Origin of the sequence: Niabella insulisoli (assembly GCF_039652435.2) — a bacterium.
Taxonomy (GTDB): Bacteria; Bacteroidota; Bacteroidia; order Chitinophagales; family Chitinophagaceae; genus Niabella; species Niabella insulamsoli.
The window spans coordinates 3,313,158-3,329,650 of record NZ_CP190246.1 but is presented as its reverse complement, the minus strand read 5'-3'; the positions used below and the strand labels follow the sequence as shown (position 1 = coordinate 3,329,650).

Here is a 16,493-nt window from a genome sequence, read left to right as displayed (position 1 = left end):
CTAAGTTTAATTCCCATCTTTGTAAAAATTTTTTAACATGCCATTTCCCGTATGGCATTATAAAATAAAAAAACAATGCTTTGAACGGGAAAAGCATCACGAATAAATTTTAGATGGCAGTACCGCAAAAACCAACTTTTAACCGTCCGCCTGGCGCGGGTGGTCCATACAGGCCCGGAGGCAATAAACCCAACAGAGGAAACTTCAGAGGCCGCTTACCACAGAGAGAAGCTGAACACCGTATTAATCACCATATCAGGGTTCCTCAAGTACGTCTTGTAGGAGATAATGTAGAGGTAGGGATTTACTCGACGCAGGAAGCGCTAAAGATTGCGCAGCAACAGGAGCTGGATCTTGTCGAAATTTCGCCCACTGCCGATCCGCCCGTTTGTAAAATCATCGATTACAATAAATTTCTTTACGATAAGAAGAAGAAAGAAAAGGAGATGAAGGCGAAAAGTAAAGCGACCGAGATCAAAGAGATCCGCTTTACGCCCAATACCGATGATCATGATTTTGACTTTAAAGCAAAGCACGCTGAAGGCTTTTTAAAGGACGGCAACAAAGTGAAAGCTTACGTTCAATTTAAAGGCCGGGCTATTCAGTTTCAGGACAGGGGACAGCTTTTGCTGCTCAAGTTTGCTGAACGATTAGCTGAGTTTGGCACTTTGGAAAATATGCCTAAGCTGGAAGGAAGAAGAATGCTTGCGATGATCGCTCCCAAAGCGGCGATAAAAAAGAAATAGTTTTTCAATACTTCGATAAGCCATCTCATTTGCAGATGGTTTTTTTATTGGCCAGATATGAAAAAATGTTCATTTGTATGCTTGTCTCAATGAATATATTTTCTTTCTAAAACAGCCGATCAATCATAATAGCAGCAAAGCTGCACGTTAAAAACAAACTGATGAAGAAATTTTCTTTAATTGTTGCGCTTTCCCTCGTAAGCGTAATAGTATCAGCGCAGGAAAAGCGCCCCGATCCCCAGCCGCCTGTAGATAGTTTTGAGAAATTTAAAGTAGGCATGGCGGGTTATACTTTTGTGAATTTTGATATTGACAAAACGCTCGAAACGATGGCGCAAAGCGATGTCCACTACTTGTGCATCAAAAGCTTTCATTTGCCGCTCGATGCAGATGCAGCGCGTATTGCGGCTTTTCACGAAAAATTGAAAAGTAAAAATGTGACGGGCTACGCGGTGGGGCCGATCTACATGAAAACCGAAAAAGAAGTAGATGAAGCTTTCGAATATGCCAAGCGTGTAGGCGTTAAACTAATTGTGGGCGTCCCCAATTATGAATTGCTGCCTTATGTTAACAAGAAAGTGCAGGAATATGATATGAAATATGCTATTCATTTGCATGGCCCGGATATGGCGCTTTATCCCGATGCCGACGATGTCTGGAAAAATGTGAAGGACCTTGATCCGCGTATGGGAATGTGTTTGGATATCGGGCACGACACGCGCAATGGGAAAGATCCGGTTGCAGATCTCAAAAAGTATCACACAAGAGTGTTCGATATGCATTTGAAAGACGTTACCGCGCCCACCAAGCAGGGATATTCGGTAGAAGTGGGCCGTGGCATTATCGATTTTCCATCATTTGTAAAAATGATGCGCAAAGTCGGGTATACAGGTGTTTTGAGCCTTGAACACGAACGAAATATGAAGAATCCTTTCTCCGGCATCGCCGAATCAATCGGTTATATCCGCGGCGTAATCAGGACAACGAAAAAATAGTAAAAACATAAAAAACGAAAACCGGTCATCGAGATAATGACCGGTTTTTTTTGTCTGTGTACTGCAAAAAAAAGCCCGCCTAATAGCGAGCTCTAACAATATCTTATTGTAAGCTTAAATAATATCCATCGCCTTCACAAAAAATGTCGTCATAAAGGGCATAATCATCGTCAGCCAGGGCCAATGCGTAAAACAGGCAAAAACGAACCAGGCCGTAAAAGCTATACATAAAATCCACATGAGAGGTTTGTTGCTCCAAAATGACTTCATAATAAAAAGTTTGCTGCAAATTTAGGCGAACGGGATTATATAATAAACCCTTTCAACATTTATTTTAAGAATCAATTGTTGAAATTCTATTTTATGTATTTTGTACACAAAAAAGAAGAAACGTAGATGAAAGTTATTTTTTTTATCAGGTATAAGACGAAGTTTGGTGAAAGTTTAAGTATTAAAGGAAATGCGACCGAATGGCAAGCGGAACAGGGACGGGTAGCCTTGCAATATTTTAACGATGAGTATTGGAGGCTCGAAACCGAAATTGATACGGCCTTATTACCAGCCCAAACGCTTTCCTATTTATATGTGCTTACAGGTGTAGACGGCGTTGAAATTTCGGAGTTTGAAAAGCCGAGAAGTTTGTCGCTACATTATTCCGGCATTGAGGTCGTTAATATTTATGATACCTGGAACGACGCCGGCGCTATAGCCAATACTTTTTACACAGCTCCTTTTCAGCAAATTTTGCTACCCGGCCAAAAAGCATCAAAATTTAAATTAGATAAAAACGCCACCCATGTTTTTCGTGTGAAGGCGCCGTTGCTTCAAAAGAAGGAAGCGGTGTGCCTCCTCGGCGAAAGCGAGGCATTGAGTCAGTGGCGAACCGAGGCGGCTATTCGTTTGGAATATGATGGCGCGTATTGGACGGTCGCGCTCAATCTTGCTCACGTCCAATTTCCCCTGGCTTATAAATACGGGATTTATAATAAGGAGGATGGAACGTTTTTAGGTTTTGAGAACGGAGGCAACCGGGTTTGTTTTGGACATAGCGCCGCCAACGAACGCAGTTTTTTGCAGGATGGCTTTATCGATCTGCCGGATGATAATTGGCGTGGCGCCGGCGTGTCGGTGCCGGTTTTTAGTTTAAGGACCAAAAATGGTTTAGGAGTAGGTGAGTTCAACGATCTCAAATTGATGGCAGACTGGGCGGTAAAAGCCGGTTTGAAATTGATTCAGCTGCTGCCAGTCAACGACACTATTGCTACGAATACCTGGCGGGATTCTTACCCGTATGCCGCCATTTCCGCCTTCGCTTTGCATCCGCTTTATATACATTTGGAAAGTGTCGGTGAATTTAAAAGCCGGCGTCTGAAAGAAGCAGTAAAGCAAAAGCGTAAGCAATTGAATGAGCTTACACAGGTTGACTATGAGGCGGCGCTGCATTTTAAGCTTGCTGCCTTGCGGGAACTTTATGAAGAAGCCACGGGCTTTGAAACTTCAGATGAATTTAAATTGTTTTTTAAACAGCATGCGCATTGGTTAAAGCCCTATGCAGCTTATTGCTATTTGCGTGACAAGTTCCAAACGCCCGACAGTAGCCAATGGAGTACGAATCAGACCTTTCAGAAAAGCGATGTTGAAGCCTTTTTTGAAGCTCAAAATCCGGCCCGAAAGCATTTGTTGTTCTATTGTTATGTCCAGTATCATTTGCATCAACAATTGACGGACGCTGTTTCCTATGCGCACAAAAAAGGCGTCGTTATCAAAGGCGATATTCCCATTGGAGTGTACCGGTTTGGTTGTGACGCTTGGATGGAACCGGAGCTTTATAAAATGGACGCCCAGGCCGGAGCACCTCCCGACGATTTTGCGGTGAAAGGGCAGAACTGGGGTTTCCCCACCTATAACTGGCCAAAAATGCAGGAAGATGGGTTTGCCTGGTGGCGTAAGCGCTTTGGGCAAATGAGCTATTATTTCGATGCGTTTCGAATCGATCATATCCTGGGTTTTTTCAGAATTTGGAGTATTCCTCTTCATGCAGTGCAGGGCATTATGGGCAGATTTGATCCCTGCAAGCCGGTTCATATTAACGACTTTGGAGAGCAGGGTATTTGGTTTGATTATGAAAGGTTTTGCCTGCCCTATATTACCGACGAGGTATTGACCGAGATTTTTGCTGAGCGGGCCGAAACAGTGAAAACTGGTTTTCTTCGCAAACACGGCCCTCAGCAGTATGCGCTGCTTCCCGAGTTTGATACACAGCGCAAGATTGAAGCCTACTTTGAAACCGTTGCTATGCCCGAGGCAGAAAATTTAAAAGAAGGGCTTTACGATTTGGTGAGCAATGTTATTTTGTTTGAAGAAGCACATTCAGAAAAAAGTAAATTCCATTTTCGGATTTCCATTGATCAAACCAGTTCCTACCGCCATTTGCAACCGCATATACGGGAAAAGATCTGGCATTTGTATATCGATTATTTTTACCGCCGTCAGGATGATTTGTGGAGAAAAGAAGCGCTCACTAAACTGCCGGCGCTAAAGGCGGCAACTGATATGCTAATTTGCGGAGAAGACCTGGGCATGGTGCCAGATAGTGTTCCGGGCGTCATGAAGCAACTGGGTATCTTAAGCCTGGAGATACAAAGAATGCCGAAACAACAGGGCATTCAATTTTTTAATCCCGCCAATGCGCCTTATTTATCAGTTGTTACCCCTTCAACGCACGACATGAGCACCATTCGCGGCTGGTGGCAGGAAGATAAGAAGACAACGCAGCAATTTTTTAATGATGAATTGGGCCAACGCGGCGAAGCGCCTAAATATTGTGAACCCTGGATTAACCGGGCCATCATCTTGCAACATTTATACGCGCCGGCGATGTGGAGTATATTTCAATTGCAGGATCTTTTAGGCATGAGCGCATCGCTGCGTCACGATAATCCAGATGAAGAGCGCATCAATGTGCCGGCGAATCCGCAGCATTACTGGCGATATCGCATGCATATTTCCTTAGAACAATTGATAAAGGAAAAATCTTTTAATGAAGAGCTGAAAGGATATGTTCAGCATAGCGGCAGGGGATAGCATTGTTAATAGTTTCCTGTTCCCTCGCCGCCTTCCACAATAGCCACGCTCGCGCTGCAACCCAGCCGGGTAGCGCCGGCTTCAATTAACTGCCTGGCAAATTGATAATCACGGATACCGCCGCTCGCTTTTATGCCGGTGCCCTGTGGCAAATGTTTTTTAAACAGTTCAACAGCGTGAAGGGTAGCGCCCGTTTCGGCGTAGCCGGTGGAAGTTTTGAGATAGTCAATACCCGCTGGCCCATAGAGCTCGCAGCATTTGATCACTTCATCGTCCGTCAACACGCCGCTTTCAATAATAATCTTAACCGTTTTTCCTTTTTCTTTAATGATGGGTATTAAATGGTTGGCTTCATTGGCCAGATAGGGCCAGTCATTATTTTTTAAAGCAATCAGGTTGATAACAATATCCAGTTCATCGACGCCATCTACAATGGCCAGCAAGGTTTCTGCAATTTTGGCTTCAACCGCCGAATAGCCGAAAGGAAAACCAATAACCGTGCATGTTTTAACACCGCTGCCCTGTAGCAGCGCTTTTGTTTTTTTTACAAACGGAGGCGGAACACAGGCCGAAGCAAACTGATACTTGGTTGCTTCAGCGCAAAGTTTTTCAATATCTTTGATTAAGGCTGTTGGCTTTAAAAGCGTATGATCTATATATTGCTGAAGTTGCATAGTGGCATCATTTTGGCTCAAAAATAAGCTTACCGCTTAGTTGGAAAAAATCTTTTCATCAAATAAGAAAAACAATACTATGGATACCCTGAAGCAATTGCAAACAGAATTAACTGAAGAATACAACACCACCAAAAAATTTATCAGTGAGTTTCCCGAAGGAAAAAATGATTATACGCCTCACCCCAAAAGCATGAAGTTGATGCATTTGGCGCAACATATCACAGAAGTGTTTGGTTGGGCGTCTTTTATGTTAAAAACAGAATTTCTGGATCTGGCAGAAGGCGATAAGCCGGCATTGTTCGAAAGCCGCGAGCAGCTAATGGAAGCCCTGGAAAAAAACTACAATGATTCGTTGGCTGCCCTGCAATCAGCTACGGAAGCGGATTTGGAGCCAATCTGGAGTTTAAATTATAATGGAAATAAACTTGCAGAGTGGACAAAATATGCAGCTATTCGGCATTCGTTAAATCAAATTACACACCACCGCGCACAGCTGGGCGTTTACTATCGGTTAAATGATGTTAAAGTACCTGGTAGCTACGGCCCCTCGGCTGATGAACAAAACTTTTAATCCAGATCTATTTTCCCTGCAGCAGGTTTTTGATGCGTTTAAAAATATCAACTTTCCGGGGTTGGGGAAGGCCGTCGTGGGTAAGCTTATTTTTATAATGATGATGTAAATCGGCGCCGTAAGCTTTATGATGTGGGTTGTCATCTGCCAGTAGCTCGGTGATATAGCGTTCAACCGAGTCACCCAGCATGCCGTTTACCGACACGGTATAGTAGCAGCTTCTTTGCTGCGGATTTTGGTTGGCATTATATGCCGGCTGGCCGTTCTCCGCAAAATAATCGATTTGAAATATTTCAGGATCCAGCTTTTTCAGCCTTTTGGTACCCCGCCGTTCGTTTCTCCAGGGATGTTCATTTTTATAAAGTTGCGCGAGCAAAAAATCTTTTTTCCAAAGCGTAACCTGGTGCGACATTAAGAACGCGGACTGTTCATTGACGAGGCGGGCGACGTTGAAGCCTTCAATAAACCAATCCGTAGCTTGACATCGATAGGCGTTGGAGCTATGCAATTTTATCTGCGGCCATCTTTCTTTCGCCACCAGCGAAAAAAGCTGTTTGAAGAAAATACTGTTTACCGGCTGCGTCAGCCACATGTCTTCCTGGAAATACAGGATATAATCTTCTTTGATATGGTTTTTAAGGAGGTTAGCGAGCCTGTCTGCCCACGGCCCTTTACCGGATGTAATATTCACGAACGGGCCAAAAGCAAAGTCAATTTCTTCTGTGGCAAAATAGTAATTGCACTCAATTTCAGGGTTCCAGTATTTTTCGAAAAAGATTTGAAATCCCTCATACAGAAAGGCATACCGGTCGCAGGTGTGCACAATAAGTGCAACAGAAAGTTTGGGTGTGTTCATCTGATTCATTTTTTAAAGATAAGCCGGAGGCCGGCGCTAAAAAAATTTTTGCAGCATCAAAAATGAAAGTCATTAGGCCGCCGCTGCTGTTCTTTTTAAATGATGGGTCTTTCGAGGAAATCGCCATGATCATTTTGTATATTGCTTTCTTAAATTTTTTACCATGCTTTGTTTTCGTAAATCTATAGTTCCTTTATTGTTAGTGTGCTTAAGCGCGGTGGCGTCGCAGGAGAGCCTGGGACAGCGAAGCCAATCAAACGCCACGGTGCAGGCCATTATCAGCGAGGGCACTCATAACTCACAACTTGAGTTGTTGGGCCACGAATTGCTCGACGGGATAGGGCCGCGTTTGGTCGGCACACCTGAGATGAAGCAAGCCGGCGACTGGGCGATTGAAAAATATAAAACCTGGGGCATTGCTGCGCATAGTGAAAAATGGGGCGAATGGCGCGGATGGCAACGCGGCCCGGCTCATTTTGAACTCGTGTCGCCGCGTTTGAAATCGCTGGAAGGGATGCAACTGGCCTGGAGCCCGGGTACGAATGGAAAAACAGTGACTGCGGAAGTGGTCATCCTGCCTGTAACAGAAAACGCAGCCGCGTTTGAAAAGTGGCTGTCTACGATTAAAGGAAAATTTGTAATGGTTTCCATGTTGCAACCCACCGGCCGGCCCGATAAAAACTGGGAAGAATACGGCACAAAATCATCCATCGAAAAAATGCATAGCGAGCGCGACTCGCTTGCCGCAGCCTGGAATAAACGCATTACGGACAGAGGTTTCACAACGCGCACGTTACCGGTGGCGCTGGAGCAGGCAGGCGCTTTAGGGATCATCACCAGCTATTGGTCGAAAGCGGTGGGCGCCAATAAAATTTTCGGCGCTTACACAAAAAAAATTCCAACCATCGATTTATCGCTCGAGGATTACGGGCTTGTGTTCAGGTTGGCCCAATCAGGGCAAAAGCCTCGGATGAATATTACAGTTGATGCTAAAATGTTGCCACCGGCGCCGGCCTTTAATATTATTGCTACCATTAAGGGCGTGGAAAAGCCGGAGGAATATGTTATACTTTCCGCTCATTTTGATTCGTGGGATGGCGCTACCGGCGCGACCGACAATGGTACCGGAACATTGACAATGATGGAAGCTGCGCGTATTATGAAAAGAGTATATCCCAACCCCAAGCGTACAATTTTGATCGGGCATTGGGGCAGCGAAGAACAAGGTTTGAATGGGTCCAGGGCTTTTGTGGAAGACCATCCGGAGATTGTGGCCAACATACAGGCAGTTTTCAACCAGGATAACGGAACCGGCCGCGTGACCAGTCTTTCCGGCATGGGCTTTTTACATGCATATCACTACCTGGGGCGCTGGCTTTCTTATGTGCCAGGCGATATCCGGCAATATATTCAAACCAGCTTTCCCGGGCAGCCCGGAACAGGAGGCTCCGACTTCGCCTCTTTTGTAATGGCCGGTGCGCCTGCCTTTTCATTAAGCTCGTTGAGTTGGGATTACGGAACCATCACCTGGCACACCAACCGCGACACTTACGACAAAATTGTATTTGATGACCTGCGCAATAATGCTATATTGACGGCTATCCTGGCTTACGCCGCCAGTGAAGATCCTGAAAAATCATCGCGCGAAAAAGTGGTATTGCCCGTAGATCCGGCAACAGGCCAGCCGCGCGCATGGCCAAAACCGGTGAGCCCGACAAGAAAAGGCGGCCTCGATTAGACCGCCCTTTCTAAAAATTTACACGTGCTTTCTGCGCAATTCTCTTTTTAATTCCCTGATCTCGCTTTGTGCTTTTTCAATTTCAATTTGCGTCTTTTTCAGGGCTTTTTCGATTTGGGGTTTGAGGTTTTGCGTTGCCACTTTTATTTCGGCATTCATTTTCTCAGCGTTGATAGCGGAGAGGGCTTCTTTGATTTTTGAAGCCTCGCACGCGTTCTGCATATCCTGAAGCGAATGATTGGCGTCGGCAAGCGCGTCTTCAAGATCGCTTTGCATTTCGGTTAAGTCGATCCGCTGAAGGGCTTCGGCCACTTCTTTTGCAATATCATGTTCTTTTAGTTTTTCTTTTGCCTTTTCGAGGCTTATATACGCTTCATCAAGATCGATCATCTTCCTGTTTCCGTCAGATGGAATGGTGTCAGACGCAGCAAAAAAGCGGTTCATCATGCCTGGACCCATTGGGATTGTCCACGACACGAGCATAAAGGCGCCGGCCATGATAAGTATAATAACAAGCGAAAGTTGAAACATTTTTGGTTTGGAGTTGCGCATCGTAATAGATTTTAGTTGAACGGATAAGCTAATCTACGACATTTTTCGTAAAATGATGATGCGCGGCTTTCTTTATATAAAGTTTAACATTCTGTGTAAACAAAAAAAGCACGCTACAAATACGGTAGCGTGCTTTACATTTAGAAAGTTTATATGAATTATGCTTCCTGAGCGTCAGCTTTCTGTTGGATAGAAAAAACCAATTTCTCGGCTTCTTTATCGAATGTTACTTCAAGGGTGTCGCCCGGTTTTACGTTTGTATTCAATATTTCTTCTGCCAGCGGATCTTCCAGGTATTTTTGAATAGCGCGGTGTAAAGGCCTTGCTCCAAATTGTTGGTCATATCCTTTATCGGCCAGGAAGGTTTTCGCATCTTCTGTCAGCGTTAAACCATAACCCAGGCTTTCGATACGTTTCAACACGCCTTTCATAGAAATATCAATAATGCTGAAAATATTCTCTTTGGTAAGGCTGTTGAAGATAACCACATCATCTATCCTGTTTAAAAACTCGGGAGAAAACGTGCGTTTCAACGCCTTTTCAATCACAGCTTTATTTTCTTCATCTTCATTTTGCAAACGAGATTGCGTGGCAAAGCCTACGCCAGCGCCAAAGTCTTTCAATTGTCGCACACCAATGTTTGAGGTCATGATGATGATCGTATTCTTGAAATTAACTTTACGTCCCAGTCCGTCCGTCAGCTGACCATCGTCCAACACCTGCAACAATATATTGTAAATATCGGGATGCGCTTTTTCTATCTCATCCAGAAGGATTACACTGTAGGGCTTGCGGCGTACTTTTTCAGTAAGTTGACCACCTTCTTCATAGCCCACGTAGCCGGGAGGCGCTCCGATTAAACGGCTCACGGTGAATTTTTCCATGTATTCGCTCATGTCGATTCTGATCAGCGAATCTTCCGAATCGAAAAGATACCTTGCCAGCGAACGGGCCAGCTCGGTTTTACCTACGCCCGTGGGGCCCAGAAATATAAAACTTCCGATAGGTTTTTTAGGATCTTTCAGCCCAACCCGGTTTCGCTGAATGGCTTTTACGACTTTCAAAATGGCGTCATCCTGGCCGATCACCATGCCTTTCATGTCGTCGGTCATTTTGCGCAATTTCTCGGTCTCCGCTTCTACCATTTTCCTCACCGGAATACCCGTCATGCTGTTGATCACTTCGGCGATATCTTCGTCTGTGATAGGGTAACGTTTGTGTTTGCTTTCTTCCTCCCACTGCGATTTGGCGCGTTCCAATTCTTCAGCCAGCTTTTTCTCCGTATCTCTTAAAGAAGCTGCCTCTTCAAACTTCTGGCTTTTAACAACACGGTTCTTTTCCTCTTTGACATCTTCTATTTTCTTTTCAAGTTCCACAATATTGTCAGGAACATTGATATTTTTTAGATGTACACGCGCGCCCACTTCGTCCATCACGTCGATGGCTTTGTCGGGCAGGAGGCGATCGGTTACATAGCGGTCGCTTAATTTCACGCATGCGTCGATCGCATCATCAGAATAATTCACGCTATGAAAATCTTCATATTTTGATTTGATATTATTCAGGATCTGAATCGTTTCATCAACGCTTGGCGGGTCTACCATCACTTTTTGAAAGCGGCGGTCTAAGGCACCGTCTTTTTCAATATACATGCGGTATTCGTCGAGCGTTGAAGCGCCGATGCATTGCAGTTCGCCTCTCGCTAACGCAGGTTTGAAAATATTGCTGGCGTCAAGCGATCCGCTGGCGCCACCTGCGCCCACAATGGTATGCATTTCATCAATAAACAAAATGACATCGCGGTTTTTTTCCAGCTCGTTCATAATCGCTTTCATGCGCTCTTCAAACTGGCCGCGATATTTGGTGCCTGCCACCAGTGAAGCCAAATCAAGCGAAATAACTCTTTTATCAAATAACACGCGGCTTACGCGACGCTGCACGATGCGCAGGGCTAAGCCTTCCACGATGGCAGTTTTACCCACACCGGGTTCACCAATCAGGATCGGGTTATTTTTTTTGCGGCGGCTTAAAATCTGCGAAACACGTTCGATCTCTTTTTCGCGGCCAACGATAGGGTCGAGGTTGCCGCTTTCTGCCAGCTTCGTCACATCTCTTCCAAAGTTGTCGAGTACGGGCGTTTTGCTTTTTGTGTTTGATTTTGATGAAGCGCTTTTAGACTGCTGTGCATATTTTTTTTCGTCTTCAAATTCATCTTCTCCTTCTTCACCAAATTCTGCGCGCGGCTCGTTAGATTTTACAATGCCGAGTTCCTGGCGGAACATATCATAATCCAGATCAAACTGGTTTAAGATCTGCGTTGCAATATTTTCTTTATTCTTTAAAATAGAAAGCATCAGGTGTTCGGTTTCTACCTGGTTGCTTTTAAGCGCTTTTGCTTCGAGCACGGTTACGCGAATCACTTTTTCAGCCTGCTTTGTTAAAGGCAGACTGTTGATGTTAGCGATGTTCTTTCCTGTCTTATCTTTTATTGCCAGTTCGATTTCTTTGCGAAGTTCAAAAATATCGATATTAAAACCCTTCAGGATTTTTATAGCCGTATTATCTCCCTCACGTATTAATCCAAGCAGCAAATGTTCGGTGCCTATAAAATCATTCCCGAGCCGAAGGGCTTCCTCCCTGCTGTAGGAGATGATTTCTTTAACCTGAGTTGAAAAATTATTATCCATATTATTTAGATAAAGTGATTAGTTACAATATTAACAAATATATTTGGTACTGGTTTACGTAATTTGTAAACACCTGTCTTATCAAAGCGAGCGATTTTTTCCCTTAAAATTTATCATGAAATCGGTTGGCAGGTTGTAGCCTAAATTACTTTTTATTCAATTTATATTAGATGCAGGTCAAAATAGATACCAAAGAAAAATTTCATGTAATTACGCCACTTGAACAGGCGCTTTCTGCTACTATGACAGATGGAATCAAAATTGTGTTGCTTCCTTATTTAAAAAATGATATCAGGAATGTTGTTTTTGATATGAGTAATGTAAAGGAATTGGACGCCGCGGCGGCAGAACAACTACTTCATATTCAGCAGGAATTTTATGAAAACAGCGCGTCATTCGTAACTTGTTGTATCAGCGAAGCAGTGGAAACTTTTTTGGCAGAAAGCGAACTTTTTGAACTCTTAAATGTTGCGCCCACTCAAAGCGAGGCTGCCGACATTTTGCAGATGGAAGAAATTGAGCGGGAGCTGATGGACGATGATGTGTTGGAGTAGCGCTTTTTAAAAATTGGTGCCACCGCCCGTTGCGAAAGGCTTGCAGCCTCAACCCTAACCTTTTTTAATATCGGAATTCATGTTTGCAGTAACGATACTCGGAAATAACTCAGCAGTGCCTGCTTTCGACCGGCATCCGACCAGCCAGGTGCTGACGATGGCTGCCAGAAGTTTTCTGATCGATTGCGGCGAAGGAACACAGATTCAGTTGATCCATTATAAAGTGAGGCGCAGCAGGATCTCGCATATTTTTATTTCCCATCTCCACGGCGATCATTATTTTGGATTGATCGGTTTAATCAATTCGTTCGCGCTTTTGGGAAGGCAGCAGGACCTGACGATTGTTGCGCCTGAACCGCTGCAGCAAATCATAGAAATGCAATTGAGAGTGGCGGATACAAGGCTTTGTTTTAATCTGTATTTTATTACGATTAAGGAAAGCGGGCCGCTGTTAAAACTGGATGATGTAGAAGTGTCGTGCTTCAGAACCGATCATCGCATTGAGTGTTACGGATTTGTTTTCAAAGAAGTAAGAAACCCGCGCAGGCTCGATATCGATAAAGTAAAGGCGAATAATATTCCGGTGACGGCCTACAACAGTTTGCAAAGCGGAAAAGATTATATCGATGATCAGGGTGTGATTATTAAAAATGAAGAACTGACCATTGCCGCTCCAAAAGGAAAAGCTTACGCTTTTTGTGCGGATACGCGCTACGATGAAAACATAGTGGATCATATACGCCATGCCGATATGATTTATCATGAAACAACTTATCATGAAGCGCTGGCGGAAATTGCCACGGCGCGATTTCATTCTACGACACGGCAGGCGGGTAAAATTGCACAACTGGCGTCCGTAAAGAAATTATTGATCGGACATTTTAGCAGCAAATACGATCGGTTGGAGGAATTTGAAACCGAGACCAGGGAAGTTTTTGCAAATACAGACCTGGCGCTGGAAGGCGTGAGCTATCTGATACCCTAAGCGCGGCTCATTCATCAGCAATCATCCACATTTTAATTCCAAAGCCGGTGTAGTGCCCCGCAGGTACTTCTGCATTTGGGCCCTGGTATTCATACAACTGAAAATTTTTAAAAACAAGCCCAATGCCTTTGGCATATTTTTCAGTGGAAACTTCCATTTCGCCATAACTGGTATTGTTCGTGGGTGGAATGTTGAGTATGTTATGGTGCTGTTCGACGGTCCATACATTTTGAAACGACTGATTTTCGATCGTTTCTGTGCCGGAATTAGAGAGGGTGAAATCCCAATCGTTCATTGACTCGCCGGCGCTCATTTCAAAAAGTTGTTCGTAGGGCTTGTCCGGCAGCTGGCTGTTCCCTTTCCAGGTGAAGCCCTGCTTTAACGGCGCCTGCAAAGTGGTTACCCGCAAGTTGTCGTTAATGATTTCGATCTTTTTATCAAATACCTGAACGGTATAGCTGCCGTTATTTGTCCAGCTTCCGCTGGCCGTCTCGTTGTTGATATCTCTTTTTATGAAGAAGGATGTAGATCCGTTTCCGGAACTTTCTTCGCTTATAACGGTATGTCTAACCTGATATTTATAGGTTTCTATCGTTGAGCCGCCCCGTGTAAAAACAGTTGAGTCTAATCGATAAGTTATGGTTTTACCTACTTGCAGGGGCATGTATTCCGACACCATGTCCGTCTCGAATATTTCTTTTTCTTCGGAACAGGAAAAAACTGAAAACAATAGTGCGGGAAGAAAATAGTTCAACCGTATTTTTAATCGAAAGCAGCGCATAGGTTTAAGTTTAAACAATGGATCATTCAATCAAGAAAGCCCTTAAAAATAAAGGGCTTTGCTGATTTTATAAAGAAATTTTTTCAAAAGGTAATTGCTCGCCTCTCTGGATAATGCCTCCGCCAATCACATCATCGTCTTCGTAAAAAACAGCGCTTTGGCCGGGTGCAATTCCTTTTGCGTTTTGATAAAAACGAACCCGCATTTCATTGGCTTCCGGGTACAAGTTGCACAAAGTACCGCTGTCTTTATACCTGATTTTGGTCATGGCTTCCATGCCGGGCGTCACCGTGTCGTATTTGATCATGTTTAGCTTGCCCACAATCATTTCATTTTTATCCAGATCCTGCTCGTCGCCCAATGTCACGGTGTTGGTATCAGGGTTGATTTCGGTCACAAACGCGGGTTTTCCAAGCGCGATATCCAAGCCCTTTCGCTGTCCGATCGTGTAAAAAGGATAACCTTTGTGCTGTCCCAGGATATTGCCGTCTTTGTCGACAAAATTGCCTCCGTTCACACGCTCCTCCAGTCCTTCTACGCGCCGCTTGAGAAAGCCGCGATAGTCATTATCCGGCACAAAGCAGATTTCGTAGCTCTCGCTCTTTTTTGCCAGTTCGGGATAGCCATAGTCTATAGCCATCTGCCGGATTTCTGTTTTGTGATAACCGCCCAGCGGCAATAAAGTGCGGCTGAGCAAATCCTGTTGCAGGCCCCAAAGTACATAGCTTTGGTCTTTGGTGTGGTCGACTGCTTTGCTAATCACATATCTGCCGTTTTCATGCCGGCGAATTTTGGCGTAATGGCCTGTGGCAATAAATTCACAATCCAGCGCGTCCGCGCGTTTGAGCAGCGCCCGCCATTTTATATGGGTGTTGCATAAAACGCAGGGGTTAGGCGTACGTCCGGCTAAATATTCTTCCACAAAATCATTGACCACAAAATCGCCAAATTCATCCCTGATATCTAAAATAAAATGCGGAAAACCATGTTGCACGGCAGCCATGCGCGCATCGTTAAAACTATCCACGTTGCAGCAGCCGGTTTCTTTTTTGCTGCCGCCGCTTTGGGCGTAATCCCAGGTTTTCATCGTAATGCCCACTACCTCATAACCTTCGTGGTGTAGCATAAGGGCCACCACGGTACTGTCGATACCGCCGCTCATTGCCACCAAAACTTTCCCTTTTTTGCTCATTTTATGCTAAAAATTAATTTGCAAAGATACTGAATACTGTTAACACGCTCAGGCGGAGAAAGTTCGGTGTCAAATCTTGGAGTGGGGTTTAAAAATCAAACTCTCAATCGTTTTTCTTAAATTGCCCGTTCATTTTTAATTTTATAAAACGAGCACTATGATTAAAATGCAGGTTATAGGTCACCTGGGCAAGGATTGTTTGGTAAATAATGTGAACGGCAAAAGTGTGATCAACTTTACCGTGGCGCATTCTGAAAGGTTTAAAGACAGCCAGGGTGTCCAACAGGAAAGAACGACATGGGTAGACTGCGCTTACTGGACAGATCGCACAGCTATTGCTCCTTATCTGCTAAAAGGAACACAGGTTTTTGTAGAAGGCCAGCCGGATGTAAGGTCGTTTACCAGAAGTGACGGAACCGCAGGTGCAGCATTATCATTGCGTATCAGGGAAATTCAATTGCTGGGAAGCAGGAATGATGGAGGTTCACAAGGTGGCTCCAATTACAACGCGCCTTCGTCAAATACCTCGTCAGCGGCGTCTTCACAGCAGGCTTCCAATAGCGGGGCAGATGAGCCGGTAGATGATTTACCTTTTTAAGATGAATAAACAAATCTCAAAATGCCCCAGCAATGGGGCATTTTTCGTTGATAGATAAAAAAGTACTATACCCGTCGCCGGAATATCAGGTTTAGGATTACCAAAATAACAATAGCTCCCAGCGCACCGCTTAAGATCGTTCCGAGCGTTCCTTCGCCCAGTGACACGCCCAGTTTAGCTAAAAGCCATCCGCCTACGAAGAAGCCTAAAATGCCTACAATAATGTTACCGATAAGGCCCAGCCCGCTTCCCTGAAAGATTACTGAGCCAAGCCATCCGGCGACTGCACCAATGATAATTGTCCATAAAATTTCCATATAATAAACTTTTTTGATTGATTAATGATTGTAGATAAACCATTTTGATGCCAAAACCCTGAGGAGCAAAATTTTAGGCGGATCGGCGGTATGGGAGGCTTTGCGCGCAGCGCCCCCGGGAACGATTTTGAAAAATGTTGATAAATCCTGTTCCTTTGCC

At 44.5% G+C, this 16,493-nt stretch carries 16 protein-coding genes; 8 read left to right on the top strand and 8 right to left on the bottom strand.

The annotated features are described in order from the left end of the window. Nucleotides 1-113: 113 nt before the first annotated feature. Both infC and ABDK00_RS13875 read left to right on the top strand, forming a co-directional pair. Complete coding sequence (gene infC / locus ABDK00_RS13880) at nt 114-746, top strand: translation initiation factor IF-3 (protein WP_346236793.1); 633 nt, start codon at nt 114-116, stop codon at nt 744-746. A gap of 161 nt (nt 747-907) precedes the next feature. Further along, nucleotides 908-1,741, top strand: a complete 834-nt coding sequence (locus ABDK00_RS13875) for a sugar phosphate isomerase/epimerase (RefSeq protein ID WP_346236794.1) — start codon at nt 908-910, stop codon at nt 1,739-1,741. Nucleotides 1,742-1,844: 103 nt separating this feature from the next. Here ABDK00_RS13875 and ABDK00_RS13870 read toward each other — a convergent pair whose 3' ends face one another. After that, nucleotides 1,845-2,030, bottom strand: coding sequence for a hypothetical protein (locus ABDK00_RS13870; RefSeq protein ID WP_346236795.1), 186 nt, complete (start codon nt 2,028-2,030; stop codon nt 1,845-1,847). 107 nt (nt 2,031-2,137) lie between these two features. On the opposite strand from ABDK00_RS13870, the gene ABDK00_RS13865 reads away from it, so the two are divergent. Then, the gene (locus tag ABDK00_RS13865) at nt 2,138-4,825 is read left to right on the top strand and encodes a 4-alpha-glucanotransferase (protein ID WP_346236796.1); all 2,688 of its coding nucleotides are present in this window, start codon (nt 2,138-2,140) and stop codon (nt 4,823-4,825) included. Nucleotides 4,826-4,830: 5 nt separating this feature from the next. Here the strand turns inward: ABDK00_RS13865 and deoC are convergent, their stop codons facing one another. Next, nucleotides 4,831-5,499, bottom strand: coding sequence for a deoxyribose-phosphate aldolase (gene deoC / locus ABDK00_RS13860; RefSeq protein ID WP_346236797.1), 669 nt, complete (start codon nt 5,497-5,499; stop codon nt 4,831-4,833). A gap of 79 nt (nt 5,500-5,578) precedes the next feature. On the opposite strand from deoC, the gene ABDK00_RS13855 reads away from it, so the two are divergent. Continuing rightward, nucleotides 5,579-6,073 carry a DinB family protein gene (locus ABDK00_RS13855; protein WP_346236798.1) on the top strand — a complete coding sequence of 165 codons (495 nt, stop codon included), beginning with the start codon at nt 5,579-5,581 and terminating at the stop codon, nt 6,071-6,073. Nucleotides 6,074-6,080: 7 nt separating this feature from the next. Here ABDK00_RS13855 and ABDK00_RS13850 read toward each other — a convergent pair whose 3' ends face one another. Beyond that, nucleotides 6,081-6,929: a hypothetical protein gene (locus tag ABDK00_RS13850; RefSeq protein WP_346236799.1), complete on the bottom strand. Its 849-nt coding sequence runs from the start codon at nt 6,927-6,929 to the stop codon at nt 6,081-6,083. 163 nt (nt 6,930-7,092) lie between these two features. Between ABDK00_RS13850 and ABDK00_RS13845 the strand changes: the two genes are divergently transcribed. Beyond that, nucleotides 7,093-8,667 carry a M20/M25/M40 family metallo-hydrolase gene (locus ABDK00_RS13845; protein ID WP_346236800.1) on the top strand — a complete coding sequence of 525 codons (1,575 nt, stop codon included), beginning with the start codon at nt 7,093-7,095 and terminating at the stop codon, nt 8,665-8,667. An 18-nt stretch (nt 8,668-8,685) separates the two neighbouring features. Here ABDK00_RS13845 and ABDK00_RS13840 read toward each other — a convergent pair whose 3' ends face one another. Together ABDK00_RS13840 and ABDK00_RS13835 are read right to left on the bottom strand one after the other, a co-directional pair. After that, nucleotides 8,686-9,219 (bottom strand): hypothetical protein, encoded by a 534-nt coding sequence (locus ABDK00_RS13840; protein WP_346236801.1) that lies wholly within the window; start codon nt 9,217-9,219, stop codon nt 8,686-8,688. Between the two features lie 158 nt (nt 9,220-9,377). Further along, nucleotides 9,378-11,906, bottom strand: coding sequence for an ATP-dependent Clp protease ATP-binding subunit (locus ABDK00_RS13835; protein ID WP_346236802.1), 2,529 nt, complete (start codon nt 11,904-11,906; stop codon nt 9,378-9,380). Nucleotides 11,907-12,076: 170 nt separating this feature from the next. Here ABDK00_RS13835 and ABDK00_RS13830 point away from each other — a divergent pair, with 170 nt between their 5' ends. Together ABDK00_RS13830 and ABDK00_RS13825 are read left to right on the top strand one after the other, a co-directional pair. Next, the gene (locus ABDK00_RS13830; protein ID WP_346236803.1) at nt 12,077-12,460 is read left to right on the top strand and encodes an STAS domain-containing protein; all 384 of its coding nucleotides are present in this window, start codon (nt 12,077-12,079) and stop codon (nt 12,458-12,460) included. Between the two features lie 79 nt (nt 12,461-12,539). After that, nucleotides 12,540-13,445 carry a ribonuclease Z gene (locus ABDK00_RS13825; RefSeq protein WP_346236804.1) on the top strand — a complete coding sequence of 302 codons (906 nt, stop codon included), beginning with the start codon at nt 12,540-12,542 and terminating at the stop codon, nt 13,443-13,445. A 7-nt stretch (nt 13,446-13,452) separates the two neighbouring features. Here ABDK00_RS13825 and ABDK00_RS13820 read toward each other — a convergent pair whose 3' ends face one another. Together ABDK00_RS13820 and mnmA are read right to left on the bottom strand one after the other, a co-directional pair. After that, nucleotides 13,453-14,199, bottom strand: a complete 747-nt coding sequence (locus ABDK00_RS13820; RefSeq protein WP_346236805.1) for a hypothetical protein — start codon at nt 14,197-14,199, stop codon at nt 13,453-13,455. Nucleotides 14,200-14,293: 94 nt separating this feature from the next. Further along, the gene (gene mnmA, locus ABDK00_RS13815; protein ID WP_346236806.1) at nt 14,294-15,418 is read right to left on the bottom strand and encodes a tRNA 2-thiouridine(34) synthase MnmA; all 1,125 of its coding nucleotides are present in this window, start codon (nt 15,416-15,418) and stop codon (nt 14,294-14,296) included. Between the two features lie 157 nt (nt 15,419-15,575). Here mnmA and ABDK00_RS13810 point away from each other — a divergent pair, with 157 nt between their 5' ends. After that, nucleotides 15,576-16,016, top strand: a complete 441-nt coding sequence (locus ABDK00_RS13810) for a single-stranded DNA-binding protein (protein WP_346236807.1) — start codon at nt 15,576-15,578, stop codon at nt 16,014-16,016. Between the two features lie 65 nt (nt 16,017-16,081). Here ABDK00_RS13810 and ABDK00_RS13805 read toward each other — a convergent pair whose 3' ends face one another. Continuing rightward, the gene (locus ABDK00_RS13805) at nt 16,082-16,333 is read right to left on the bottom strand and encodes a GlsB/YeaQ/YmgE family stress response membrane protein (protein WP_346236808.1); all 252 of its coding nucleotides are present in this window, start codon (nt 16,331-16,333) and stop codon (nt 16,082-16,084) included. Nucleotides 16,334-16,493 lie beyond the last annotated feature (160 nt).